The organism is Streptococcus sp. 1643 (assembly GCF_006228325.1).
In the GTDB taxonomy this organism is placed as follows: domain Bacteria; phylum Bacillota; class Bacilli; order Lactobacillales; family Streptococcaceae; genus Streptococcus.
Window position 1 is genome coordinate 655713 of the sequence record NZ_CP040231.1, and the last position, 25536, is coordinate 681248.

General features: G+C 39.9%; 32 protein-coding genes, 1 tRNA gene and 1 pseudogene. 26 read left to right on the forward strand and 8 right to left on the reverse strand.

Translation table 11 applies throughout. The features are described from left to right. Nucleotides 1–216: 216 nt before the first annotated feature. Nucleotides 217–546 (reverse strand): helicase BlpT, encoded by a 330-nt coding sequence (locus tag FD735_RS03525; protein ID WP_139658489.1) that lies wholly within the window; start codon nucleotides 544–546, stop codon nucleotides 217–219. A gap of 168 nt (nucleotides 547–714) precedes the next feature. On the opposite strand from FD735_RS03525, the gene FD735_RS03530 reads away from it, so the two are divergent. From FD735_RS03530 to FD735_RS03560, 7 genes are all read left to right on the forward strand, one after another. Next, nucleotides 715–1257 carry a DUF177 domain-containing protein gene (locus FD735_RS03530; RefSeq protein ID WP_139658490.1) on the forward strand — a complete coding sequence of 181 codons (543 nt, stop codon included), beginning with the start codon at nucleotides 715–717 and terminating at the stop codon, nucleotides 1255–1257. Next, entirely contained in the window at nucleotides 1258–1887 is a 630-nt protein-coding gene (gene nth, locus FD735_RS03535; RefSeq protein WP_139658492.1) for an endonuclease III, read from the forward strand. It abuts the gene before it with no gap. A 210-nt stretch (nucleotides 1888–2097) separates the two neighbouring features. Beyond that, a complete protein-coding gene (gene pyrR, locus FD735_RS03540) occupies nucleotides 2098–2619 on the forward strand; it encodes a bifunctional pyr operon transcriptional regulator/uracil phosphoribosyltransferase PyrR (protein ID WP_000850018.1) in 522 nt (173 codons plus the stop codon). A gap of 18 nt (nucleotides 2620–2637) precedes the next feature. Beyond that, nucleotides 2638–3561, forward strand: coding sequence for an aspartate carbamoyltransferase catalytic subunit (locus FD735_RS03545; protein ID WP_139658493.1), 924 nt, complete (start codon nucleotides 2638–2640; stop codon nucleotides 3559–3561). A 49-nt stretch (nucleotides 3562–3610) separates the two neighbouring features. After that, a complete protein-coding gene (locus FD735_RS03550) occupies nucleotides 3611–4690 on the forward strand; it encodes a carbamoyl phosphate synthase small subunit (protein WP_000166842.1) in 1080 nt (359 codons plus the stop codon). 445 nt (nucleotides 4691–5135) lie between these two features. Next, nucleotides 5136–8312 (forward strand): carbamoyl-phosphate synthase large subunit, encoded by a 3177-nt coding sequence (gene carB, locus FD735_RS03555; protein ID WP_139658494.1) that lies wholly within the window; start codon nucleotides 5136–5138, stop codon nucleotides 8310–8312. A gap of 212 nt (nucleotides 8313–8524) precedes the next feature. Further along, entirely contained in the window at nucleotides 8525–9859 is a 1335-nt protein-coding gene (locus FD735_RS03560; RefSeq protein ID WP_139658495.1) for an Nramp family divalent metal transporter, read from the forward strand. Between the two features lie 116 nt (nucleotides 9860–9975). Here the strand turns inward: FD735_RS03560 and FD735_RS03565 are convergent, their stop codons facing one another. From FD735_RS03565 to FD735_RS03575, 3 genes are all read right to left on the reverse strand, one after another. After that, nucleotides 9976–10218 carry a type B 50S ribosomal protein L31 gene (locus FD735_RS03565; RefSeq protein WP_000710762.1) on the reverse strand — a complete coding sequence of 81 codons (243 nt, stop codon included), beginning with the start codon at nucleotides 10216–10218 and terminating at the stop codon, nucleotides 9976–9978. A 163-nt stretch (nucleotides 10219–10381) separates the two neighbouring features. Next, the gene (locus FD735_RS03570; RefSeq protein WP_139658496.1) at nucleotides 10382–11245 is read right to left on the reverse strand and encodes a lantibiotic ABC transporter permease; all 864 of its coding nucleotides are present in this window, start codon (nucleotides 11243–11245) and stop codon (nucleotides 10382–10384) included. 107 nt (nucleotides 11246–11352) lie between these two features. After that, nucleotides 11353–12297: a bifunctional oligoribonuclease/PAP phosphatase NrnA gene (locus FD735_RS03575; protein ID WP_000401792.1), complete on the reverse strand. Its 945-nt coding sequence runs from the start codon at nucleotides 12295–12297 to the stop codon at nucleotides 11353–11355. Between the two features lie 103 nt (nucleotides 12298–12400). On the opposite strand from FD735_RS03575, the gene FD735_RS03580 reads away from it, so the two are divergent. The 6 genes from FD735_RS03580 to FD735_RS03605 all read left to right on the forward strand — a co-directional run bounded on the left by FD735_RS03580 (nucleotide 12401) and on the right by FD735_RS03605 (nucleotide 14501). Beyond that, the gene (locus tag FD735_RS03580) at nucleotides 12401–12844 is read left to right on the forward strand and encodes a flavodoxin (protein ID WP_001162125.1); all 444 of its coding nucleotides are present in this window, start codon (nucleotides 12401–12403) and stop codon (nucleotides 12842–12844) included. Nucleotides 12845–12961: 117 nt separating this feature from the next. Further along, on the forward strand, nucleotides 12962–13228 hold the full coding sequence (locus FD735_RS03585) for a chorismate mutase (RefSeq protein ID WP_061587597.1): 267 nt from the start codon (nucleotides 12962–12964) through the stop codon (nucleotides 13226–13228). Next, nucleotides 13225–13599 carry a fluoride efflux transporter CrcB gene (crcB, locus tag FD735_RS03590; protein ID WP_125441780.1) on the forward strand — a complete coding sequence of 125 codons (375 nt, stop codon included), beginning with the start codon at nucleotides 13225–13227 and terminating at the stop codon, nucleotides 13597–13599. The genes FD735_RS03585 and crcB (FD735_RS03590) overlap by 4 nt, the downstream gene beginning before the upstream one ends. Continuing rightward, nucleotides 13593–13922: a fluoride efflux transporter CrcB gene (crcB, locus tag FD735_RS03595; RefSeq protein WP_125421034.1), complete on the forward strand. Its 330-nt coding sequence runs from the start codon at nucleotides 13593–13595 to the stop codon at nucleotides 13920–13922. Before crcB (FD735_RS03590) ends, crcB (FD735_RS03595) begins: the two co-directional genes overlap by 7 nt. A 118-nt stretch (nucleotides 13923–14040) precedes the next feature. Beyond that, nucleotides 14041–14388: a 50S ribosomal protein L19 gene (gene rplS / locus FD735_RS03600; protein WP_001068669.1), complete on the forward strand. Its 348-nt coding sequence runs from the start codon at nucleotides 14041–14043 to the stop codon at nucleotides 14386–14388. A 41-nt stretch (nucleotides 14389–14429) separates the two neighbouring features. Continuing rightward, a tRNA-Arg gene (locus FD735_RS03605) sits at nucleotides 14430–14501 on the forward strand. 14 nt (nucleotides 14502–14515) lie between these two features. Here the strand turns inward: FD735_RS03605 and FD735_RS03610 are convergent. Next, nucleotides 14516–14764, reverse strand: coding sequence for a tyrosine-type recombinase/integrase (locus FD735_RS03610; protein WP_139658498.1), 249 nt, complete (start codon nucleotides 14762–14764; stop codon nucleotides 14516–14518). Between the two features lie 29 nt (nucleotides 14765–14793). On the opposite strand from FD735_RS03610, the gene FD735_RS03615 reads away from it, so the two are divergent. Further along, complete coding sequence (locus FD735_RS03615) at nucleotides 14794–14916, forward strand: hypothetical protein (RefSeq protein ID WP_232007601.1); 123 nt, start codon at nucleotides 14794–14796, stop codon at nucleotides 14914–14916. 91 nt (nucleotides 14917–15007) lie between these two features. Here the strand turns inward: FD735_RS03615 and FD735_RS03620 are convergent, their stop codons facing one another. Further along, nucleotides 15008–15187: a hypothetical protein gene (locus FD735_RS03620; RefSeq protein ID WP_001233345.1), complete on the reverse strand. Its 180-nt coding sequence runs from the start codon at nucleotides 15185–15187 to the stop codon at nucleotides 15008–15010. Between the two features lie 408 nt (nucleotides 15188–15595). Between FD735_RS03620 and FD735_RS03625 the strand changes: the two genes are divergently transcribed. The 11 genes and pseudogenes from FD735_RS03625 (at nucleotide 15596) to FD735_RS03680 (ending at nucleotide 22821) form a co-directional block, all read left to right on the forward strand. After that, nucleotides 15596–15829: an Imm74 family immunity protein gene (locus FD735_RS03625; RefSeq protein ID WP_139658499.1), complete on the forward strand. Its 234-nt coding sequence runs from the start codon at nucleotides 15596–15598 to the stop codon at nucleotides 15827–15829. A 20-nt stretch (nucleotides 15830–15849) separates the two neighbouring features. Then, the gene (locus tag FD735_RS03630) at nucleotides 15850–16404 is read left to right on the forward strand and encodes a hypothetical protein (protein WP_000687346.1); all 555 of its coding nucleotides are present in this window, start codon (nucleotides 15850–15852) and stop codon (nucleotides 16402–16404) included. A gap of 69 nt (nucleotides 16405–16473) precedes the next feature. After that, nucleotides 16474–16896 carry a hypothetical protein gene (locus FD735_RS03635; RefSeq protein ID WP_139658500.1) on the forward strand — a complete coding sequence of 141 codons (423 nt, stop codon included), beginning with the start codon at nucleotides 16474–16476 and terminating at the stop codon, nucleotides 16894–16896. Between the two features lie 728 nt (nucleotides 16897–17624). Further along, nucleotides 17625–18053, forward strand: coding sequence for a hypothetical protein (locus FD735_RS03645; RefSeq protein ID WP_125384636.1), 429 nt, complete (start codon nucleotides 17625–17627; stop codon nucleotides 18051–18053). An 84-nt stretch (nucleotides 18054–18137) separates the two neighbouring features. Continuing rightward, nucleotides 18138–18794 (forward strand): annotated as a pseudogene (locus FD735_RS03650) (DUF6572 domain-containing protein); the annotation flags it as partial. Between the two features lie 811 nt (nucleotides 18795–19605). Further along, nucleotides 19606–20073: a hypothetical protein gene (locus FD735_RS03660; protein ID WP_125384635.1), complete on the forward strand. Its 468-nt coding sequence runs from the start codon at nucleotides 19606–19608 to the stop codon at nucleotides 20071–20073. Then, nucleotides 20070–20954 carry a DUF4299 family protein gene (locus FD735_RS03665; protein ID WP_125384634.1) on the forward strand — a complete coding sequence of 295 codons (885 nt, stop codon included), beginning with the start codon at nucleotides 20070–20072 and terminating at the stop codon, nucleotides 20952–20954. Before FD735_RS03660 ends, FD735_RS03665 begins: the two co-directional genes overlap by 4 nt. Nucleotides 20955–21144: 190 nt before the next feature. Beyond that, nucleotides 21145–21306 carry a hypothetical protein gene (locus FD735_RS09815; protein ID WP_176553053.1) on the forward strand — a complete coding sequence of 54 codons (162 nt, stop codon included), beginning with the start codon at nucleotides 21145–21147 and terminating at the stop codon, nucleotides 21304–21306. Beyond that, entirely contained in the window at nucleotides 21307–21861 is a 555-nt protein-coding gene (locus FD735_RS03670; protein ID WP_139658503.1) for an NAD glycohydrolase inhibitor, read from the forward strand. It abuts the gene before it with no gap. Between the two features lie 40 nt (nucleotides 21862–21901). Continuing rightward, nucleotides 21902–22477 carry a DUF6572 domain-containing protein gene (locus FD735_RS03675; protein ID WP_125384632.1) on the forward strand — a complete coding sequence of 192 codons (576 nt, stop codon included), beginning with the start codon at nucleotides 21902–21904 and terminating at the stop codon, nucleotides 22475–22477. Between the two features lie 17 nt (nucleotides 22478–22494). Continuing rightward, complete coding sequence (locus FD735_RS03680) at nucleotides 22495–22821, forward strand: hypothetical protein (protein WP_125390945.1); 327 nt, start codon at nucleotides 22495–22497, stop codon at nucleotides 22819–22821. A 124-nt stretch (nucleotides 22822–22945) separates the two neighbouring features. Here FD735_RS03680 and yidA read toward each other — a convergent pair whose 3' ends face one another. Together yidA and FD735_RS03690 are read right to left on the reverse strand one after the other, a co-directional pair. Next, nucleotides 22946–23752: a sugar-phosphatase gene (gene yidA / locus FD735_RS03685; protein WP_000023486.1), complete on the reverse strand. Its 807-nt coding sequence runs from the start codon at nucleotides 23750–23752 to the stop codon at nucleotides 22946–22948. A 9-nt stretch (nucleotides 23753–23761) separates the two neighbouring features. Beyond that, the gene (locus FD735_RS03690) at nucleotides 23762–25069 is read right to left on the reverse strand and encodes an HD domain-containing protein (protein ID WP_139658504.1); all 1308 of its coding nucleotides are present in this window, start codon (nucleotides 25067–25069) and stop codon (nucleotides 23762–23764) included. A gap of 71 nt (nucleotides 25070–25140) precedes the next feature. On the opposite strand from FD735_RS03690, the gene FD735_RS03695 reads away from it, so the two are divergent. Further along, entirely contained in the window at nucleotides 25141–25518 is a 378-nt protein-coding gene (locus tag FD735_RS03695) for a DUF1934 domain-containing protein (protein ID WP_139658505.1), read from the forward strand. Nucleotides 25519–25536 lie beyond the last annotated feature (18 nt).

Below are 25536 nucleotides of genomic sequence, written 5' to 3' on the forward strand. Positions count from 1 at the left end.
GCATAGCTTTCTAGTTTTTCGATTTTCAATGAGGACAAGATACTAGAAAATCTAGTATAAAAAGAGCACACAAAAAGAGACAAAAACAAGATCTACTAAATAAAGTTCTTTATTTGATAGATTAGTTGTTCATGTCTCCCATACCTCCGAGTATTAGTATCTCTATCCTATACCTTTAAGGAAATTTTGTCAATAGAAAATCCAAAATTCTAAACTCTAAAATCCAAAAACAGGTCCATAGAGAGTCAGTACGTGTTTGACGTGCTCGTAATGGAACTTGTCATAGTTTCGCCAAGCGGTGCGTGCTTGATCATTTAGTTTTAGGCTACCCAGTCCAATCAGAAGACTGGTGCGTTGGTAAAATTTCTCAAGGTCGATTAAGATACTGTTGTCCAGCTTTTCTGCTGTTTTTAGTTCCTTAAGAGTGGTGTTCAGCAGCTCTTGCAGTCGAAGATCATCAGCTGTTCCTTGTTTACAGCTTTGGTAGCTTTTATTTAACTCGGAAAGGAGTCGATAAGCTTCAGTGATGAGTGCTTTGTCTTCCATATGAGCATCCTCCTTGCTCTGATGTATTCTTGCCTATAGTATAGCACTAATAGGAAAGTTTGTCATAGTAAATATGTTAAAAAATGAGATTTTAATCTCAAAGTTTGGGAGGCTGACTTATAGCCTTTTCATGGTATAATCAAGTGAGTACATCTTTATGGAGGAAATATGAAGTTAAACATTCAAGAAATTCGTAAGCAACCTGAAGGCCTACATTTTGAACAAGCTTTAGACCTGGCAGCAGACTTGTGTAAACGAAATCAAGAGATTTTAGATGTCAAAGATATCCTTGCAGTGGGGAAGGTGCAGTACGAAGACCGTCTGTATTTCTTGGACTATCAGTTGTCATATACCATTGTCCTTGCTTCCAGCCGCAGTATGGAGCCAGTTGAGTTGGCTGAGTCTTATCCAGTCACAGAAGTTTTCATGGAAGGAGCGACCAACCAACTAGACCAGGAAGTTCTAGATGATGATTTGGTCTTGCCTATCGAAAATGGGGAAATTGACCTTGCTGAGAGCGTAGCAGATAATATTCTGCTCAATATCCCTATCAAGGTCTTGACGGCAGAAGAAGAGGCGGGCCAAGGTTTTGTGTCAGGAAATGACTGGCAAATCATGACTGAAGATGAATACCAAGCCCAACAAGCAGTCAAGAAAGAAGAAAACAGTCCATTTGCTGGCTTGCAAGGACTGTTTGATGGAGACGAGTAGATGGTTTTATCTAAGAAACGTGCCCGTCATGTCATAGAGGAAATTATTGCCCTCTTTCCAGATGCTAAGCCTAGTCTTGATTTTACCAATCATTTTGAACTACTGGTTGCGGTGATGCTGTCAGCCCAGACCACAGATGCAGCGGTAAATAAGGCCACACCAGGGCTCTTTGCTGCTTTTCCAACGCCGCAAGCCATGTCTGTAGCGACAGAGAGTGAAATTGCTTCACACATTTCTCGTCTGGGACTGTATCGAAATAAGGCTAAATTCCTTAAAAAATGTGCCCAACAGTTACTAGATGATTTTGATGGTCAAGTCCCTCAGACACGTGAAGAATTAGAAAGTCTAGCAGGTGTTGGTCGTAAGACAGCCAATGTTGTCATGAGTGTGGGCTATGGAATCCCAGCCTTCGCAGTCGATACTCATGTGGAGCGTATTTGCAAACATCACGATATCGTTAAAAAATCAGCTACGCCACTTGAAGTAGAGAAACGTGTTATGGATGTCTTGCCACCAGAAGAATGGTTAGCAGCTCACCAGGCCATGATTTACTTTGGACGAGCTATCTGTCATCCCAAAAATCCAGAATGTGACCACTATCCCCAGTTATATGATTTTAGCAATGTTTAAGGGGACTCTGAAAAAGTTTTTGCTTGATTTTAAGGGTGCTTTGTGCTATAGTAAATGGTAACTAAATAGTCCTTTAAACCTGTCCCGTGAGGCAGGCAAGGAGCGCGATAAAGTAGAAGGGTGAAGTCTATACTGTATACAGTAGGGCTCGCTTAGCTATACATTTCAAGTCTCCTTGTAGAAGGAGACTTTTCTTTTTGGAGGTTTGTCATGAAGACAAAAGAAGTTGTAGACGAATTGACTGTCAAACGAGCGATTACGCGAATTACTTATGAGATTATTGAGCGCAATAAAGATTTGAATAAAATTATCCTAGCTGGGATAAAAACGCGTGGTGTTTTCATCGCTCATCGTATCAAAGAACGCTTGGAGCAGTTGGAAAACATCACTGTTCCTGTTGTGGAATTGGACACCAAACCTTTCCGTGATGATGTTAAAAGCGGAGAAGATACTTCTTTGATTTCTGTTGATGTGACAGACCGTGAAGTTATCTTGGTGGATGATGTACTCTATACAGGCCGTACCATCCGCGCCGCTATTGATAACATTGTCGGCCATGGTCGTCCTGCGCGCGTGAGTCTTGCGGTGCTAGTTGACCGTGGACATAGAGAATTGCCTATTCGTCCAGATTACGTTGGGAAAAATATCCCAACCAGTCGTTCTGAAGAAATCATCGTAGAGATGACAGAACTTGATGGCCAAGACAGAGTTCTGATTACTGAAGAAGCTTAGAAAGCTGAAGGAGTAGCCATGTCAGAAAATCAACAAGCATTGAACCATGTGGTTTCCATGGAAGACCTTACAGTTGATCAAGTGATGAAATTGATCAAACGAGGGATTGAGTTTAAAAACGGAGCCCAACTCCCCTACGAGAACAAACCTATCGTATCGAATCTCTTCTTTGAAGATTCTACACGGACACATAAGTCCTTTGAAGTGGCAGAGATTAAGCTGGGGCTGGAACGACTGGACTTTGATGTGAAGACTAGTTCGGTCAATAAGGGTGAGACATTGTATGATACCATCTTGACTCTATCTGCTCTAGGAGTGGATGTCTGTGTGATTCGCCACCCAGAGGTCGACTATTACAGAGAGTTGATTGCGAGTCCATCAATTACGACTTCCATCATCAATGGTGGAGATGGTTCGGGACAACATCCTAGTCAGAGCTTGCTTGATTTGATGACTATTTATGAAGAATTTGGTCACTTTGAGGGGCTCAAGGTCGCTATTGCAGGCGACTTGGACCACTCACGTGTCGCCAAATCAAATATGCAGATTTTGAAACGCTTGGGAGCTGAACTGTTCTTTGCAGGACCTGAGGAATGGAGAAGCCAAGAGTTTGCGGACTATGGACAGTTTGTAACCATTGATGAGATTGTTGATCAGGTGGATGTTTTGATGTTGCTCCGCGTTCAACATGAACGCCACGAAAGTGGAGCGGTCTTTTCAAAAGAATACTACCATGCTCAACACGGCTTGAACCAAGAACGCTATAATAGATTAAAAGAAACAGCAATCATTATGCATCCTGCCCCAGTGAATCGAGATGTGGAAATTGCTGACCACTTGGTTGAAGCACCAAAATCACGCATTGTCCAACAAATGACCAACGGTGTCTTTGTTCGAATGGCAATCTTAGAATCCGTACTGGCGAGTAGAAACGCCAACTAAAACACAAGACGTTAAAAGACGCCAGTGAGCGTCCACGAGAGGTGAAAATATGACAAAAAGACTTCTAGTATTAGAAGATGGCACAGTTTTTGAAGGCAAGGCCTTCGGAGCAGATATAGATGTAACAGGCGAAATCGTCTTTAATACAGGGATGACAGGCTATCAAGAATCCATTACTGACCAGTCTTATAATGGGCAAATCTTGACCTTTACCTATCCTTTGGTAGGAAATTATGGCATTAATCGTGATGATTACGAATCCATCATTCCAACTTGTAAGGGAGTTGTCGTTTTCGAAGAAGCGCGTCGAGCTAGCAACTGGCGCAACCAAATGACCTTGGATGAATTTTTGAAAGCTAAGAAAATTCCAGGTATTTCAGGGATTGATACGCGTGCACTTACCAAGATTATCCGTAAGCATGGTACCATGCGTGCAACCTTGACTCACGTTGGGGACAGTATGGACCATGTGACGGACCAGCTCCAAGCAACAGTCTTGCCGACAGACAATATCAAACAAGTTTCTACTAAAACTTCCTATCCAGCTCCAGGAGTTGGTTTGAGCGTGGTGCTAGTGGACTTTGGTCTCAAGCACTCAATCTTACGTGAACTTTCTAAGCGCAACTGTAACGTGACGGTTGTTCCTTATTCAACAACGGCAGAAGAAATTCTCCACCTAAATCCTGATGGAGTTATGTTGTCAAATGGTCCAGGTAACCCAGAAGACGTTCCAGAAGCACTGGACATGATTCGTGGTATTCAAGGGAAAATTCCAATCTTCGGAATTTGTATGGGACACCAACTTTTTGCCATGGCAAACGGAGCTAAGACCTACAAGATGAAATTTGGTCACCGTGGATTTAACCACGCGGTACGTGAAATTGCAACAGGACGTGTAGACTTTACTAGCCAAAACCATGGTTATGCAGTCAGCCGTGAGGACTTGCCAGAGCATTTGATCATCACCCACGAAGAAATCAATGACAAATCAGTTGAAGGAGTTCGCCACAGATACCAACCAGGTTTTTCTGTACAATTCCACCCAGACGCAGCTCCCGGTCCACACGACGCTAGCTACCTCTTTGACGAATTTATCGAGATGATGGAAGCTTTTAAACAAGCAAACTAAGAACGAGTAAAAGCTCGTCGGAGAATTTATTTAACTGAACACGGACGGAAAGCTCGGAATTTAGAGAAACCAACTTGGATTGTCAATACTTCCTTGGTTTCCTAAAATTCAATCGCTTTCTATTCGTCCTTTGTATCTTATTTAATGTCGCTCTGTGAGGCGACGATAGAAAGTCAGGTCGTTTTTTAGTCGCTATCGGGCGAACTAAAAACTCCCTGCACTAGATTTTTTATCGAAAAATATCGTTTCTCTAAAAAATCGTCGGAGAATTTATTTAATGGCAACCTGAGAGTTGCCGAATAGAAAGGAGAAGGGTGGTCCGTATTTGCTGAACTGAATACGGGCTACGGACGGTGCTAAAAAGATAGTTATTCCTAGAACTGACAGTTCTTCGTCATAACTCCTATTTTAGCTTTGTCCGCTTGACGCCCTTAATATCTTATAAATGCCTAAACGTACTGATATTCAAAAAATTATGGTGATTGGTTCTGGTCCGATTATTATTGGTCAGGCTGCTGAGTTTGACTACGCTGGGACCCAGGCTTGCTTGTCGTTGAAAGAGGAAGGTTATGAGGTTGTTTTGGTTAACTCAAACCCTGCAACCATCATGACGGATAAGGAGATTGCGGATAAGGTCTACATCGAACCGATTACACTCGAGTTTGTGACACGTATTCTCCGTAAGGAACGTCCAGATGCCTTGCTCCCCACACTTGGTGGTCAGACAGGGCTCAATATGGCCATGGAATTGTCTAAAAACGGTATTCTTGATGAGCTTGGTGTCGAACTTCTGGGGACTAAATTGTCTGCCATCGACCAAGCGGAGGACCGTGACCTCTTTAAACAATTGATGGAAGAGCTTGAGCAGCCGATTCCTGAATCTGAAATTGTCAACACAGTGGAAGAAGCTGTTTCCTTTGCGACATCAATCGGCTACCCTGTTATCGTTCGTCCAGCCTTTACCCTAGGTGGTACTGGTGGTGGTATGTGTGCCAACGAGGAAGAATTGCGTGAAATCGCTGAAAATGGGTTGAAACTGTCACCTGTTACCCAATGTTTGATTGAGCGTTCCATTGCAGGTTTCAAGGAAATCGAGTACGAAGTTATGCGTGACTCGGCTGATAATGCCCTCGTTGTTTGTAACATGGAAAACTTTGACCCAGTTGGGATTCATACAGGGGATTCTATCGTATTTGCTCCTGCACAAACCATGTCAGACTATGAAAACCAAATGCTACGTGACGCGAGCTTGAGCATTATCCGCGCTCTCAAGATTGAAGGTGGGTGTAACGTTCAGCTGGCCCTTGATCCGCATAGCTTCAAGTACTATGTTATCGAAGTAAACCCTCGTGTATCGCGCTCTTCTGCCCTTGCTTCTAAGGCGACAGGTTATCCGATTGCTAAGTTGGCTGCCAAGATTGCCGTCGGTTTGACCTTGGATGAGGTCATCAACCCAGTTACAGGTTCAACCTATGCCATGTTTGAGCCTGCCCTCGACTATGTGGTTGCTAAGATTCCACGTTTCCCATTTGACAAGTTTGAAAAAGGGGAACGTCGTCTTGGTACCCAGATGAAGGCAACTGGAGAAGTTATGGCCATCGGTCGGAACATCGAGGAGTCACTTCTCAAGGCATGTCGCTCTCTTGAAATTGGGGTTCACCACAATGAAATGCCTGAACTTGCAACCGTTTCAGATGATGCTTTGATTGAAAAGGTTGTGAAAGCCCAAGATGATCGTCTCTTCTACGTTTCAGAAGCCATTCGCCGTGGCTACACACCAGAAGAAATTGCTGAATTGACTAAGATTGATATCTTCTATCTGGATAAACTCTTGCACATCTTTGAAATCGAGCAAGAATTGGGTGAACATCCACAAGATTTAGAAATCTTGAAAACAGCCAAACTCAATGGTTTCTCAGACCGTAAGATTGCTGAACTCTGGAAAACGACAGCTGACCAAGTTCGCCAACTTCGCTTGGAAAATAAGATTGTCCCAGTTTACAAGATGGTCGATACCTGTGCGGCAGAGTTCGACTCTGAAACACCATATTTCTATTCAACCTATGGTTGGGAAAATGAGTCTATCAAGTCTGATAAGGAATCTGTACTTGTCCTAGGTTCAGGTCCAATCCGTATCGGTCAAGGGGTTGAGTTTGACTACGCAACCGTTCACTCTGTTAAGGCTATCCAAGCAGCTGGTTACGAAGCCATCATCATGAACTCAAACCCAGAGACCGTTTCTACAGACTTCTCGGTATCTGATAAGCTCTACTTTGAGCCATTAACTTTTGAAGATGTTATGAATGTTATTGACTTGGAGCAACCAAAAGGGGTTATCGTTCAGTTCGGTGGTCAAACAGCCATCAACCTTGCAGAGCCATTGGCAAAAGCAGGTGTGACCATCCTTGGTACGCAAGTCGCTGACTTAGACCGTGCCGAAGACCGCGACCTCTTCGAGCAAGCTCTTAAAGACTTGGATATTCCACAGCCACCAGGACAAACGGCTACCAATGAAGAAGAAGCAGTGCTTGCAGCTCGCAAGATTGGCTTCCCGGTCCTCGTTCGCCCATCTTATGTCTTGGGTGGACGTGCTATGGAAATCGTGGAAAACGAAGAAGACCTCCGTTCTTACATGCGTACCGCTGTTAAGGCTAGTCCAGACCATCCAGTTCTTGTTGATTCATACATCGTTGGGCAAGAGTGCGAAGTTGATGCCATCTCAGACGGAGAAAATGTCCTTATCCCTGGTATTATGGAACATATCGAACGTGCTGGTGTTCACTCAGGTGACTCAATGGCCGTTTACCCACCGCAAACCTTGTCGCAAAAGGTTCAGGAAACCATTGCAGACTACACCAAACGCCTAGCAATTGGTCTTAACTGTCTTGGGATGATGAACATCCAGTTTGTCATCAAGGACGAAAAAGTCTATGTTATTGAGGTCAATCCACGTGCCAGCCGTACGGTGCCATTCCTTTCTAAGGTAACTAATATTCCTATGGCTCAGGTAGCGACTAAGCTCATTCTTGGTCAAAGTCTTGAAGAACTTGGCTACCAAGATGGCCTTTATCCAGAAAGCACTCGCGTTCATATCAAGGCGCCTGTCTTCTCCTTTACGAAACTAGCTAAGGTAGACAGCTTACTAGGTCCTGAAATGAAGTCAACAGGTGAAGTTATGGGTTCTGATACAACTCTTGAAAAGGCTCTTTATAAGGCCTTTGAAGCTTCTTACCTACACTTGCCAACCTTCGGGAATGTTGTATTCACTATTGCAGATGATGCTAAAGATGAAGCCTTGGACTTGGCTCGCCGTTTCCAAAATATCGGTTATGGTATCCTCGCGACAGAAGGGACAGCAGCCTTCTTTGCCAGTCATGGACTTCAAGCCCAACCTGTTGGTAAGATTGGTGACGATGAACAGGATATCCCAAGCTTTGTCCGCAAAGGGAAAATCCAAGCGATCATCAATACTGTCGGAACTAAACGAACTGCTGACGAAGATGGTGAGCAAATTCGTCGTTCAGCCATTGAACACGGTGTGCCACTCTTTACAGCTCTAGATACAGCTAATGCCATGCTCAAGGTGCTAGAAAGCCGTAGTTTTGTCACAGAAGCGATCTAGTTGAGAAAGAATTTTCACAGTTTTAAAGCCAGCGTTTTCTAACGCTGGCTTTTGCAATACAGAAATTGCCTATTTCAACCATCATTCTTTCCTTAAGAATCATTCTAAAATGTGATATAATAAGGGAGAATTGGAAATGGGAAACTATTTTCATTATATTTTCAAAAATTCCATTAAAAAAGTAAAGACAGATTAGAAAGTGTAAAATTCCGATGTCTTCTTACAAAAAAGTCTCTCTTTCTGAGATCAACCAATCTATTGAAACTCCTAATAACAATCATTTTTGGCAAAATCTAAAAGCATTTTTAGGACCTGGAGCCCTTGTAGCAGTTGGTTATATGGATCCTGGAAACTGGATTACCAGTGTGGTTGGTGGTGCTTCCTACAAATATAGTCTCTTATTTGTTATTTTGATTTCCTCCATCATTGCCATGCAGTTACAACAGATGGCTGGAAAACTCGGTATCGTAACTAAGATGGACCTAGCACAGGCAACTGCACATCATGCTCCCAAATGGCTCCGCTATAGTCTTTGGGTGATTTTAGAATTAGCTTTAATGGCGACAGACTTAGCCGAGGTTTTAGGCTCAGCGATTGCCTTAAATCTTTTATTTAAAATACCGATTATGGTCGCTATCCTCTTAACCGTTTTAGATGTATTTTTGTTACTTTTATTGATGAAATTTGGCTTCAAAAAAATTGAAGCCATTGTTACGACCCTTATTTTAACCATATTAGCCATCTTTACCTATCTGGTAGCTTTATCCAATCCAAGTATCCAGGGGATTATTGGTGGTTATTTACCAACTCCAACATTATTTGAGACACCATTGCCAGGTCATGAAAGCCAATTGACCTTGGCTCTAGGAATTGTAGGAGCGACAGTCATGCCCCATAATCTCTATCTTCATTCATCCCTATCCCAGACAAGGAAAATCAATCACAAAAATAAGAAGGATGTTCGAAAAGCCGTGCGTTTTATGACCTGGGATTCAAATCTTCAGTTGTCCCTAGCCTTTATTGTCAATTCCTTACTTCTCATTTTAGGGGCATCTCTCTTTTTTGGTCATGCATCTGAAATTTCAGCTTTTTCTCAAATGTACAATGCTTTACAGGATTCGACAATAGCAGGAGCGATAGCTAGTTCAACTCTGTCAACTTTATTTGCCCTAGCCCTCTTAGCAAGTGGCCAGAATTCGACCATTACAGGTACCTTAACAGGACAGATTGTCATGGAAGGCTTCTTACATCTGAAATTGCCTCAGTGGATTATCCGTATCGGTACCCGGATTTTTGCATTGCTCCCTGTGATTATTGTAGCCGTCTTGTTTGGACATCAAGAAAAAACCTTGGATCAGTTATTGGTCTATTCACAGGTCTTTCTGTCAATTGCTCTTCCGTTTTCAATCTTCCCCTTAATCTATCTGACCTCTAAGAAGTCACTGATGGGAGAATTTTCCAATGCCAAGTGGAACACAATCCTAGGTTACACAGTTTCAATCATCTTGACCATTCTCAATATCAAGCTTCTTTTCGATATTTTTTAAACTCGTTTGAAATCAATTATAGTGTCAGCGTGAAGGCTGATAAAGAGAAAGTAGTAGTAATTGGTTCATAAAAACAAGTACAAAAAAAGAACAGTGGTAACTGTTCTTTTTTATCATTATTTGAGACCGTATTTTTTGTTGAAACGATCCACGCGTCCATCTGCTTGAGTGAACTTTTGACGTCCAGTGTAGAATGGGTGTGAGTCTGATGAAATTTCCACACGGATCAATGGGTAAGTTTCGCCTTCGAACTCAACAGTTTCGTTAGAGCGTTTTGTTGAACCGCTAAGGAATTTGTAACCAGTAGTTGTGTCCATGAAGACAACTGGGCGATATTCTGGATGGATATCTTTTTTCATTTTGCAATATTTCCTTTCTGCCATGGTCTCTTTGCGAGCCATAGATTGTTACCATACTAGTCTATCAGATTCTGATAAGTTTGGCAAGTCTTTTCCCTGATTTTATTAAAAATCTTGATAAAAAATCACTCCAGTGTTTACTGGAGTGACGGTAGAAGAATGATTAGTTCTCTTGATTTGGAGTTTTTTCTTCTTGTTGATTTTTTACTTCTGTTTCTTTTACTGGTTCTACGTTTTCTGCTGCTGATTCAGCTTCTTTTTCAGTTTCAGTAGGTTCTGTTTCAGTTGATTCTGTTACAGTTTCAGCTTCAGCCTCTGTTTCTGTTGGTTCAGCTACTGGCTCAGCTTCTGTTTTTGTTTCAGATTCAGTAGTTTCTTCTTTTACTGGTTCTGCGTTTTCTGCTGCTGATTCAGCTTCTACATTAGCTGGTTCCTTAGCTTCTTCTTTTTGCTCGGTTTTCTCTTTAGCTGTCTCTGTTTTTTCAGCTGTAGTTTCTTCTTTTTTACGTTCTTGAGATTCTTTTTTGATTTCTTCGACTGCAGTTTTAACAGTAGAGCTTGTTACACGTCCGACAGTTTGAGCAAAATCTTTACCAGACTCAGCTAATTCAGTAAATGATTCTTTGGTAATTTTACCACCTGACATTGCCAAGAGACCAGTTACAACTAGTGCAATGCTAGCAAGAATAGCCAAAATCAAACCAAAGCCGATTGAAATGCCATATCCACCAAAGTTAGACATGTATTTATTTACATTAAAGAGACTATTTAGTGTGACGAGAGTTGCAATTGCACCCGCAACAATGACACCAATTGAGAACCCTTTAGGCATTGCTTTATTCATATTATTCAAGCAAGCAAGAACAATAGACACAATAGCGGCGATAATGACAAACCACCCATCACCTTGGTAACCATTCACGCTATAGGATCCAAAAGAACCTGCATTTAAACTAGCCCATGGCAAAAGTGAACCAAGGATGGCTACTCCAGCAGAAATGAGAATATACAAACGATTTTTTTCCATTATTAAGTCTCCTTTTATTCAGTTTGATTTATTATACCATAAACTGAGGTACAAAGAAACCGTATATTTTAAGAATATAGCATATAAAAGGCCAAGAAAATTCTTTCTTAGCCTTGGTGAATCTGTAGAACCTCTTTCAGCTCTTGGTATATTTGTTCGTTTTCTTCTAGACTATAGGAATTGGCGCCACTGGCTAATGGATGTCCTCCTCCGTCGTGTTCTTTGGCAATCTCATTGATAGGAGTGATTTTACTGCGCATTCGCACACGGAAGTGACCGTCAGCTTGTTCAACAAAAATAGCCCAAGCCTTAACGGTATCAATTCGACCAGGTGCCCCAACAATCGCTGCTGTTTCAGCATCCGTAACCTTATATTTTTCCAAGATGTCTTGAGTAAGCAGAACGCGTGCAGCCCCATTCTCATCAACTTCTAAGTGATCATAGACATACCCTTGCAATTTTGCAATCTTGAAGCTCATGGTATCCATTTGACGAGACAATCCAGCAAAGTCAAAATCAATTTCTCGGAGCTGGCCAGCTATTCTAAAGGTACGGGCACTAGTTGACGGGTAGAGAAAACGCCCTGTGTCCCCGACAATTCCTGCATAGAGAAGTCGTGCCGCTTCACTAGACAAAGCTAGCTGATTTTCTTGAGCAAATAATGCAATCATCTCACTGGCACTGCTTGAACTTGTATCCACCCATGATAGGTCACCATAGATATCATCATTTGGATGATGATCGATTTTGATGGTGAAAGCAGCTTGTTCGTAGCGTTTATCATCGATACGAGGACGATTCGCTGTATCACAAATAATCGCAAGAGCTCCTTTGTAGTCACTGTCTTGGACAGTATCCATTTCCGCCATCCAAGTTAGAGTTGGTTCGTTATAACCGACTGCTTTAATGGTCTTTTCTGGAAAATGGTGTGTGAGAAGAGCTTTCAAACCTACCTGACTCCCTAAGGCATCCGGATCTGGTTTCATATGACGGTGAATGATAATGGTATCGTATTCTTTGATTTTCTCTAATATTTGCTGGCAAATTTCCATAAATAACCTCAATTCTTTCTCATTTCATTGTAGCACAAGAATTTTTATTTTTAAAATGAAAAAGATATGATATAATGGAGAAAGATAAATTGAGGAGGACGTTATGGCATTAGCAAAAATTGTATTTGCCAGTATGACCGGTAATACCGAAGAAATTGCAGATATTGTAGCAGATAAATTGCGTGACTTGGGCTTGGATGTCGATGTGGATGAATGTACGACTGTTGACGCTTCAGACTTCTTGGAAGCGGACATCGCAATCGTTGCGACCTATACTTATGGAGACGGAGAATTGCCAGATGAGATGATGGACTTCTACGAAGACCTAGCAGATCTCAACTTGAATGGCAAAATCTACGGAGTGGTCGGTTCAGGAGATACCTTCTACGACGAATTCTGTAAGGCTGTCGATGACTTTGATCGCGTTTTTGTAGCAACAGGAGCAGAAAAAGGTTCAGAGTGTGTTAAAGTGGACCTTTCTGCTGAAGAAGAAGACATCGAACGTTTGGAACAATTCGCAGAAGAATTGGCTGCAAAAGTAGGATAAGAATCAAACTGCGCTGACTGGAAGAAGTCAGTGCGTTTTTTTATTAGTTTTTTTGGGATTTTACTAGCCTATTTAGAGGCTTTTTGATACAATAATTCAAATAAAGGAGGAGACACTATGGATTTAGATATTATTCGGCAAGAAATTGATCAAATCGACGACCAAATCGTTAAGCTCCTAGAAGAACGGATGCACTTAGTTGAAGGGGTTGTCGCTTATAAGAAAGCATCTGGTAAGCCAATCTTAGATACCAAGCGAGAAGAAATCATTTTTGAAAAAGTCAGAAATCGAGTAGAAGATAAGCGCTATCAGGAGACCATTGTTGCGACTTTTTCAGATATTCTCAAACGTTCGCGTGATTATCAGGATCAAAACATTAAATGAAAAAAGAACAATTTTATCCGCTAGGGATTTTTCTAGCTGCAATGGTGGGAGGCCTTGTCCGCTATCTCATTTCCACTTGGTTACCAGCTAGCCCAGACTTTCCTTGGGGAACCCTTCTCGTCAATTATCTGGGAATATTCTGCCTGATCTATCTGGTAAAAGGCTATCTGGCCCATAAGGGAACTAGTAAAGGCTTGGTTTTGGCGCTGGGGACAGGATTTTGTGGTGGCCTGACAACCTTTTCTAGCCTAATGCTTGATGCAGTAAAACTGCTTGATACCGGGCGTTATCTTAGCTTAGGCATCTACTTATTTTTGAGCATTGGTGGAGGTCTACTCTTGGCTTATGTTCTAGGGAGGAAGAAATGGTAATCGTTTATCTTGCAATCGCCTGCGGGCTTGGAGCCCTGGTGCGTTATTTCTTTTCCCGCTATAATCAAGCTTCTAAATTGCCATTGGGAACTCTCATAGCCAATCTTCTAGGATGTTTTTTGATCGGCCTACTCTACAATCATGTGGAATCCAAGGAAATCTATGCCATCCTAGCGACAGGTTTTTGTGGAGGGTTGACGACCTTTTCAACCTTGAATGACGAGCTGCAAAGACTGTTAAGTGACAAGAAGTTATTTTATAGCTATTTCCTCTTAACTTACATAGGCGGGTTTCTAGCGATTTTTTTAGGAATTCTGCTATAAATTTCTTTACTTTTAGGTGGAAATTTGGTAAACTGTATCTTGTGTGTAATGGACGCACAAAAATACAGTTTATCCGCTGAGGAAGGTTCCTCAAGATTGACAAAGATAGGAGAATAAAATGAATCCATTAATCCAAAGCTTGACTGAAGGTCAACTTCGTACAGATATCCCATCATTCCGTCCTGGTGACACTGTTCGTGTACACGCGAAAGTTGTCGAAGGAAACCGTGAACGTATCCAGATTTTTGAAGGTGTTGTTATCGCACGTAAAGGTGCTGGCATCTCAGAAAACTACACAGTTCGTAAAATCTCTAACGGTGTAGGTGTTGAGCGTATCTTCCCAATCCACACTCCACGTGTTGAAAAGATCGAAGTTGTTCGTTACGGTAAAGTACGTCGTGCGAAATTGTACTACTTGCGTGCTCTTCAAGGTAAAGCAGCTCGTATCAAAGAAATCCGTCGTTAATTCGACTAAAAACTCTGCTCATCCAGCAGAGTTTTTCTCTAGCTCCCTTAGTTCAATGGATATAACAACTCCCTCCTAAGGAGTAGTTGCAGGTTCGATTCCTGCAGGGGGCAGTAAACTATTGATTTTACTGGGTATTTGAGGTGTTTCGCCCCAAATTCGCCCCTAAATTTGCGAATATCTCTCTTACTTCCGAATTACTTGCCTTTTCTAGTTCTTTTAATTGATGAGCGTAGACTTCGATGGTGACGTTCATATTCTCATGACCAAGGATTTTTGAAATAGATAGTAATTCAATACGCTTTGCAATCAAAAAAGAAGCATAAGTATGTCTAAGCGAATGAGCATGGACATTTCTACCAACAATTCTTCTCAATGTCTTATTGACTGCTATCTAAGCAATTTATCAAGTCTGGTGATGGCTGGTACTACCTGAAGGCAAAGGGTGAACTTCATACAGAACTAGCTTTCAAAACCGAACCAGATGGTCTGGTGACCGTCGTTGACAAACCAAAAGAAGAAAAATAAAAAAACAGAAAGACTTTCAAATTAGATTACACAAACCGCAAGCAATAGCTTGCGGTTTTTTTGTTTGCAATAATAAAAGCAGTGACCGAAATCAATGCTTATCAGCTGTAGCAAATTCATAGAGCTTTTCTGCCGTTAGAAGCGCCATTTTATCCATGCTTGTTTTTCCTTTTCTAAGATCAGAAACAGTAGTCCATGGAACTCCAGCACCTTGTGAAATAGTAGAAGTAGATATAGAACTGTCTAATAATTCTTGAATAACTTTTCTCATATTCTTTACCTCAATTTTTTATCTTAATCATATTATATAACGGAGAACCGAGGTGTCAAGTGTTTTAATAAATTATTTCAAAATATTTTCACCCTAAACCTGCCCCAAAAAACTTATTATTTTATATTTTTCAATCGTTTTTTTTTTTATAAAAATCATAAATGACAACAAATCAGAAAGATTGATATATATTATTATGTTTGCAGGGGGCAGTAATTCAATCAAAAAGCACTGAATGATCAGTGTTTTTTGTCTTAAAATAGAAACCATTTCAGATGAAAATGGAGGTGTGGTATAATAGGAGAAAGTATAAGTGCTTATTTGAAGGGGAATTTCTCTCCTTATTATGAGTATTAGGATTTAGTTTTCTGAGAAAAATAATGATGTTTGAGCAAAGAAGGAAATGGAATGAAAATTTCTGGGACAAGTGGTAACGTTACTTTTGACTATGAAAATGGCTATGTTCTAAAAGCAGAGGGAGAGTTGTTGACTGTTGGTAGCTTTATTGTATATAGGTCAAGCATACAGAATTGGGAGTCACCTTACAATCACATTCCTATCACACAGAACGAGATAGATAAACTTGTCGAGGAAGTGAACTCCATGATGGCGGAGCAAACAATCCAGATCGAATTTATCTGAGTTAGAGTAGGAGAAGGATGATGAAAATCGATTACAGTGAACGGATAGTCATATGGGATTGGAATGGTTGTGTAATAAAGATAGAACTACCAGATATCATTCATGCGGAATATAATAAAGATGAGAACATGGTGATGGTTTATAGTGGGGAAAATCTTATTAACAAAATCGTTTTCTACTATAGTTTAGAAGGAAAACTATTAGGGCGACAAAATGTAGAGGAAGGGAGACTAGATTGGAATCATAATGGGAAGCATCAGGTTATTTTTCAACATTTACATCATCTTCGATTTAGTCCTAAATATCAGCGTATCTTCAGTATATTTCGCTCATTCAGCGATTTTGACCTTCCATCAGAACTAGAGGTTTATAATTTAGAAGGTGATAAAATCGACCAAATTGAATCTCCTGCAGGGTTTACTATGCTATATATTTCTGAGATAAGTAAAGAAAAACTGAGAATTGTATGTGAAGCTCTTAATGAAGATTGTTTTGATAAATTTGGTCGAAGTGATTTCTATTTTAATGTGGATTTAGAAACTAGAAAATGGATAAAAGATGGCGTAGCCTATTGAGGAAGAGAAAAATAATCCTGATTTTATGATATTCTGGTTGAGAGAATAACTTGCACTAGGAGAATACAAATGAAACCAACAAAACTACAATGGGAAGATGTTATCCAGTTCGAAGAAGTAAAAGGTTACGGTCAGCATATCTGGAAAGATGAGGACAAGTATTATTTAGTTTTAGAAGAGGGAACCGTAGTTTCTTGGTTAGTTGTCTATGAATTACCACAAGAATTATTTACCTTACTAGAGAGTGGAGAACGGACGCTACTTGAAATATCTTGGAAGGTTCAAAACGATTGTTGGCCACCAACGGAAGAAGAAAAGAACGAAATTAGAAAAGATAGAGCTAGAAAAAAGCCAATTGTACTGATTTCCAACCGTAAAAATCAGTTGCTTTTTAGTAATAAAGAACTTGAAATACTTATTCCCCAAGCTGAAGAACAATGGATAGAATCAATGGGCAAACTTCCAGATGATTATGTATCGCTACTCAAGTAAAAGAGATATATAATGAAACTGAATTCCAGATATTAGAGAGCTCTAATCCAGTTCACTGAAGCTATGAAAAAGCTTATATCATTTGATTATGGTTAGAAAGGGAGTGGAAATGATAGAAAAGAATAAACATTATACTGGACTAGTTCATCTAGGAGAGTTTAAGAACAAATTAGTTTACTATGACTTAAAGACAAAGAAATTGTTTTTTTCGATTCCAGAAAGATCTTCTAAGAGTCAACAGTACGTTATTTTGTCTCTGGTATTGCTCGTTCTTCCTTTTATCAGATTTCTGAATGGATTGACAATCTTTAGTATAGCTGAGCACAAGTATCTTTATTTGATTTTATTCTCTTGTCTTTCCTTACTTTTCGGGAAATTGTTAGATGTCTATTTTAAGAAAGATTTGGATTTGTATCCTGCTTTGTTTACAGATTTGGAGTTCTTAGAATTCCTAGAGATAGTAAAGAAAAGTGGAGCTGTTGTTTCTTCCGTAATTCGTGGTAGCTTTATTAGTTTGTTAGTATCTTTAGTCGTCTTCCTGTTATATCCTAGTTTTTTGCCATTATTTTTCCACTCGATGCTTTTGTTTATTCTCTATTTGTGTTTAGCAAATAATTTGCACAAGCGAAAGAAGGTCATGGAGAGTTTGATAAGAAATGTGCGCACCAACTAGATCTTTTTGTTTTTGCCTATGATAAAGAAGAATAAAAAAAGGAAAGTTGATTTATATGACAACAGAAATGCTGCAATACAAAAATTGTACGGTATTAAAAAACAATAATGATTATGAGATTCTGTGGAGTAGAGGGAAAGAAGTGCTTAACTTTTCCATTAACCAGGAATTAGCAGAACGTGTTTCAAAATCAGACAAAGATTCTTTAGAAGTAATGTTTTATTGTGAACATCATCGTTGGCCAAAGGCAGATGAGTTAGAAGACTATAATCAAGCGGATACGATTGTACATAGAGGCAATGGATTTATTGTATATGAGACAGACGGCTATTACGAAATTAGCTTTTTTAAAGAAGTTGGAGGAGCTATGGGCCAAGAAGTATGCTACCCCATTACTAAGGAACTAATGGATAAAGCATTAGAATCTTCTAGGGGAGCATACGAAGTCATGGTTTATGCTGAAACAGGGCACTGGCCTTTATAGTAAAGTGGATGACATCATAAGAACAGCCCAAAAATAGGGAATAACTAATCAGTAGACATTTGGTAGATGGAAAAGGAGATGAGAATGAAAACAATTTATTTAAGCAAAAAAGATATGTTGGAAATCTGTCAAGATGGTGACAAGTATTTCTTGCGTTATCCAACTTTTAATATTACCTGCCCAGAAGTGATTAGAGAAATTCCCAAAGAAGCTGCAGATAGTTATATGTCGGGAGAACATACTGGTAAAGAGTTGATGACTTATGCGCAATATGGTTTTTGGAAATCTAAAAAACAATATACACAAGATGAATCCGATAAGCTCTTCATCGAAGATCATCCTTCCTTTATTTTGAAAAATCCTGAAAATAGTCGTTGTCTTTTCACAGCAGAGGAATTTACCCAAATTGTCACCAAAGCCATTGTTTCAGAACTGGAACCTAGCGAACTTGATGCAATTGGTATAGTTGATAGTTATTTAGAGCTTCTTCTGGTGGATCCAGTCGGCTGGGAGGAAGAGATAGAAGCAGTCCATCTGGAAATTCTGCAAGAAAAAATGAATAATTACATTCACTTCCTCGAAAGCAAGCAGTATGTGGAGCGATATGGTGATAAGTTTGACAAAAAAGTCATCTATATCACATTCCAGTACTCCCCATCTGATAACGGATTGGCCTTTCTCGCTACGGTTCAGAAGACATTGCAAAATACAGATATGAGCTTGAAGGTAGAATTTCCTGATGATGAAACTTTGCCAGAGAAGAAGAGCTCATTAGCAGATGTAAGTCATCCCAAACAAGAACAAGAAAAGGTATTTCAAGAGCGATATCTCCAGATTAAAAAAGAATATAAAATTCGCTTAGGATTAGTGATATTTCTATTTACTATATTTGCAATACTAAGCATAGTACTCATTTTTAACCTTTCTAGATTTATCCCACTTGCAGCAACAGCTATGGGAACAGTTGTGCCTTTTAATCATTTTCTGCTAGTTCCGCTATGGGAACAAAAAAAAGAGATAGAAAAAGAACATCCTGAATGGAGAGAGCTTAGCACCAGTGGTATCAGAATTCCCTCATCAGAATCCAGTAAAAGAACTTTAGCAGCTATTGGAACTATTTTGGCCTTATTCTTCTCTTTTGCGATGCTCTACAGACCGGTTAAAGTGAATAAGCCAATACCTAGTATTGAAGAAATCAATAAGATACCAAAATTGGACCGCAAAACACCTAAAACACCAAGCTCTTCTAGTTCTGAAAGAGCTAACTCTTCAGATTCTGGTGCATCGTCTTCTACTGAAGAGAGCACGAAGGAAGAAAGTTCAGGAACGGAATCTTCAAAAGATGAGACACATAACTATGATTTCCATCTTCCCGGAGTTGATGATGAGGAATTGCGTAGAGTCATTGATAGATCCAAAAAAGATTTTAGAGAGAACCATGCTAAAGAACAGACTACAGAATAGATAGATATAAAAGTAGAATTACTAGCTTAATTGAGGGAGCGAAAACCGCTCTCTTTTTGTGGTATAATGGAATACGTGGAGGGATAGTATACGTAAAGAATTTCTAGTTTACCAAAACAAAGTATATTCTAATTTTGTGAATTATATAAATGACTATATCCTTCTTTCAGAAGATCCGGCAATGTTGAAAGAAGGCTATTTCCCCTATAGTTCCTATGTAGATGGTGAAGAAGAAGGTCTATACGGGAAGCTTGTGCCTTATAGTGAGGTTAGTCAGAGGTATTCGGTTTATGATCGTGTCCTATATAAAGGTCAGGAATTTACAATGGCTGGTCACAAGCGTGGAGATGATGATTTTACAGCACCTGATTCTTATGTGCGAATATTGGTTTCTGATAAAGAATTTTTAAATGAAAACAATATAGCAGATGGTGCGGAATTGATGGATGATAAGTACGGTCTTATCACGTATGCATCAGGAAAAATCCCTGTCAGCGAAGTAACGATTCTACGTCGTAGAAAGGATTTGCCAGTAGATCGAAGGAAGAAAAAATGAAAACAGTTAATTTTACAATAAAAAGCAACCAATCACTAAGAATTGGTGAGGTGCTTCAAGCAGAACTCTTTGAATGTTACAGCGTTTCCGCTAAGGATGCAGGATTAAAGCCATCTGCAGACTCTCTTATTTCGGATTTCCATTCTGTTCAGTTTGGGGTCAAAGAGAAGTCTAGTTTAGGGTTCCGTCTATCTTTTGATGGTCAAGCTTATCAGGTATCTGTTCCAGATTTGGCGACAGCTTCTGACTGGACTGGGGCCTTGATGTTCTTGAAAACCTTGCTCATTCTCTTAGATGTAACTGTATGTGAACATGATGGTGTGGCGTATGATAAAGATTCTATTCTAGAATTTCATTTCACAGATATTTTCTTATCAGCTCTTTCAGAATTGACTAAGGAAGTAAAAGTCCATCCCATCGTGGAAATTATGGGAGTGAAACGTCCTATTTACATCAATGAACTCTACCTAGGGCAGATAATCCATGTGCCGGACGAGCAACTCTTAAATAGTTATGACCAGCGTTTGCGCTTTACCCAACAGCTAAATGCTTATTACTCTGAGCAGCAAGTTTTTAAAGTAGAGCAAAATGGAGAGGACATCATTATCCCTATCAATTATCTAAATAGTGAAGGACGAACAATCTTACCGGCTCAACCAGAGCTAGAACCTCAATATTTACAAGAGTATCGAGGAAGTAAGGTTGCAGTTGCACGACTATTTATCATGACAGCCGATGGGGAAAAACTAGCCGAGGTTCCTTATCGACAGTTCTTAGAGTCGTTGACTGAGGGCATCTATATGCTAGATGCCAAGTATGTTCTTGTGGACCCGATTTCTCCTGAAACTCTGCAAGCTGTCTTGAAAAAGGGAGGATTTTAAGAAAAATTCCTGTTCAGTTAACGTTTTCAGATGTTAGAAAATAATGAAGAAGATAGTGTAAAGATAATCATCTGAAAAGTCTCTCAGATGGTTTTAAGTTTTTCGCATGTTGATTCTACTTATATTTTTTATGCTATAATGAGACTAGAATTAAAACTCTCATTCAACAGGTAAAAATAGCGAACTACTTATGCCAACGATTGACACAACGGGGCATTCTTACGATGATTTTCTATCTGCGATTGAACGTCAAGGCTATTATGAAATCAAAAATCCACGTGTCTATAAGCCAGGTACTAATGAAATTGAGCAAGTTGAAGGGATTTTTAGAATTAACCAATGGAGTAAATAAATGAAGACTTATAAATTGAAAAATAAAGAGAATTATAGATATTTTGTCAAACATTATCTAGAGGTGATGAAGGAAGGAAAAGAAGCAGAAGCATTTCTAGGAACAGAAGCTAAGTATCGTTTTCGGCAACGAGATTCTTATGAAGTGGATAGTACAGATATTGGAGTATTAATGGAATATTGCTTATACCCTTTGTATGTGGAAGGTGATAAGGATATAGCGCGCAGAACCTTTGAAATCTTGAAAGATTTTAGCTTATCGGTTGACCTAGTCAAATTAGATAAGGTGACTGATTATATTTCTATTCAAAACTGGTTTTTAACTGAATATTCCAATCTTCCCTTTGTTATTGAAATAGATGAGTTAGTAAGAAATATTATAGAAAGTATTTCAAAATTATCAGATGAGCAGAAACGTACTTATACCTATGAAAGACTCTGTAATGTATTAGACCGTAGTCCATTATACAGACAGTGTGACGAAGAAAAGGTAGAGAAGATTCTCAAGGAATTCAAGGAAAAATACTACAATCCCCCTAAGGTAGTAGAGCTATAGCAAACGCCATAGTGAATGTAAGAGTTGTGGAGAATTTTAAATGAGAAAACAGGAATTATTAGACTTTTTAAAATTTAATAGTAACAAACTTAGATATTATACTGTGTACTTAAATAAAAAAGTTTTAGAGCAGTTTGCGATAGGGTATTATCAGGATTTAAGTGCAAATAGATTTATAGTGTATGAGGTGACTGAACGTCAACAGTTATATGAAAAAGCTAGTTTTGAAAGAGAAAAGGATGCTATTGAAGAATTATATGAGATTGTAAAGTTTAGATGTAGGATTAAAAGTATCCCTATTCTGTTAGAGGTTTCAGAAATTGATGCAATCGGAACGAGTGATACAGACTTGGAACTTTTATTAATTGATGGTAATCTTTGGCTTCCAGATACCGAAGAGGAGCATCTCTTGAAACTTCAAGAAAAACTTAACAACTATATCTACTTCCTCGAAAGCAAGCAGTATGTGGCACGATACGGTGATAAGTTTGACAAAAAAGTCATCCATATCACATTCCAGTATTCCCCATCAGACAACGGTCTAGCCTTTCTCGCAGCTGTTCAGAAAGTATTGCAACCGACTGATATGAGCTTGAAGGTAGAATTGCCGGAGTGATAAAGGGAGCGGAAACGATGCTAGCTATTTTTATTGATTCTATAGGTGACAAGTCAGGAACCTATAAGTTGTTAAGAAACCATTCATCCTTGCCTCTTTCTTTAATCCAATCTAGAATCAAAGATCATGACGCGGTGATAGAAGTAGACATGTTAGATTTGGATGGATTGAGAAAGGTTCGAGAACTCATCCGTGAGTTGAGTGCTATTGGGACCAAGGTTACGATGAGGGATTCGACTGGTATTATCTCCTTAGAAATAGTAAATAATCTTATTTCTACTTTTGAAGAGATTGCGGCAGAGAGAGAAGAACTGGATGCTCTGATGTTTGAAGAGGAAGAGTAATTGATTTGTTAGTTTCTAAAGGTAACTTGTTTGTCACGAATTCAATATTCAAAAAGAACACCCCGGAAGTTAGAGTGTCATCTCTACCTTTTGGGGTGTCGTTTATTTTTAATAGTTAAGCATTTTAAAGTACCCACGTACGGATAGCATGGGCAACGCCAGATTCATCATTTGTTTTGGTGATGTATTTGGCGATTTTTTTGAGTTCTGGATTTCCATTTTCCATAACAACGGGATTTCCAACGACTTCCAGCATGGTGCGGTCATTCTCTTCGTCACCGATCGCCATGGTTTCATCTTTGGTCAATCCGAGTTTTTCAGCTAGATGGGTAATAGCTGAACCCTTGTCTACATTCTTTTTAAGGAGTTCGAGGTAGAAAGGAGCAGATTTGTTGATGGAGTAGCGCTCGTAAAATTCTGCTGGAATTTTTTCAATCGTAGCGTCGAGAATTTCTGGTTCATCGATAAACATACACTTGACGATTTCCTTGTCAGCCATTTCTTCAGGAGTGCGGTAGAAGATGGGCATGCTGACGAGGGTTGATTCGTGCACCGTGTACTTTCCGATATTGCGATTGGCAGTATAGATACCGTCCTTGGTAATAGCGTGCATGTGGACACCGAGCTTGCGACTGAGAAATTCCATATCCAGATAATCCTCATAGGTCAAGGATTCGCTGATAATCTCATGGCCAGTAGCAGTTTCTTGGACAAGGGCACCGTTGAAGGTCACGACATAGTCACCTTGGTCTCTTAACTGCAAGTCGTCCAGAAGTTTGGCAACACCTGCGATAGGACGACCCGTTGCAATCACGACTTTGACGCCAGCTTCTTTGGCATCTTGGATGGCAGAAAAGACTTCCGGAGTGATTTCTTTTTTACTGTTAACCAGGGTACCATCGATATCGACGGCGATTAGTTTAATACTCATAAATTTCCTCTATTCGTTCTTATTTGGGGTAAAATGATCGTTCTCAATCAAGTGTAAAAATTGCTGGGTGATACTTGCGAAGATGCTATTTTGGTCCAACATTTCTTTCGGGAAATAGAAACGATTGTCTCCATGGCGACTGCCAGCAAGGGATTGGACGATAGGAGACAGGCTAGAGAGTTCAGCCAGTTCTCCATTTTTTTGTAGAATCTCAATCTGTGTCCGTGGATTTTCAGATTCGGGACGATAGATATCATAAGGGAGGTCAAAGTTCTTATGAATGGCAGTATAGTAGTCTGGATCAAAACCGATTTCTTCAACCAGTTGTCTCATGGTTGCGAGTTGGTCTTGGTCTTTTTCTGAAAAAGTAATGGATTTAAAGACCTTGCGGTTGACAAAACGTTGCGACAAGTCGGCTAGTATCTTGTCAGGACTGGTCATCCAGAGTTGGAAGTAGGTATTCATCACGCCGTCATCAAGTGCCAGATAATCAGATAGAGTAACTTTCTTTTCAAAAAAAGGTAGCAAATGAGGAGAAGTGCGTGCAAAGAAGTCTTTGTCCCCAGGATAGAGTTCCTTAGCGCGTTTGAGGAGATTCTGTAGAAGAACCTCCATGGCGCGTGTTGCTGGGTGGAAATAAACCTGCATATACATCTGGTAGCGACTGAGAACGTAGTCTTCGATGGCATGCATGCCGTTGCGCTGAAAGGCGATCCCATTTTCGACAGGACGAATGACTCGGAGGATGCGAGTCAGGTCAAATTCCCCATAAGATGCTCCTGTAAAATAAGAGTCGCGCAATAGATAGTCCATGCGATCCGCATCAATCTGACTAGAAATGAGCTGCACGACCTGCTTGTTAGGATAGGTATGGTCGATAACACTGGCTACCTTTTCTGGGCAATCTGGCGCTACTTGTAGCAGGACTTGGTGAATCTCTGTCTCAGGACTTTGGATGATTTCCTGAGTAATGGCTTCATGATTTGTATCAAAAAGATTTTCAAAAGTATGCGAGTAGGCACCATGCCCAAGGTCGTGTAGGAGAGCAGCGGTCATGGTCAAGAGAGACTCAGCAGGATCCCATTCTTCAGGGTATTTTTCTTCAAAAATCTCCGTGATACGTCGAGCAATCTCATAGACTCCCAAACAGTGGGAAAAGCGACTGTGCTCACCACCATGGAAGGTATAACTGGAAGTCCCTAGCTGTTTGATACGGCGAAGACGTTGAAATTCTTTTGTATTGATCAAGTCGTATATGACCTGATTATTGACGTGGATATAGTTGTGAACTGGGTCACGGAATACTTTTTCGTTCATATGACCATTATAGCAAAATCCTGCTCTTTTTGGTAAAATAGTAGGACAAGAGACAAGAAAGAGGATTTGATGTGAAGATTCGGATGCGAAATACGATTCAGTTTGATGAACAATTGGAAGTCATTGACCAACTCTATGACGTGGAAGTGCATAAAAAGGGAGATTATAGCTATCTGCTTTTCTACAATGAGGAAAAGGAAAAAGTGGTTCTCAAGTTTCATGAAGAAGAACTGGTGATGACCCGTTTCTCGAGTCCCAAAACCATCATGCGTTTTCTAAAGGCTAGTGATAGTTTAGCCTATATTCCGACTCCAATGGGGATGCAGGAGTTTATCATCCAAACGAATCACTACAAACTGGATGGGCAAAAGATTGAACTCGCATATCAACTGCAAAATCAAGAGGGACACCCCTTTGCCAGCTATCAATTAGAAATTACTTGGGGATAAGAAAAAGGTTGGCGAATG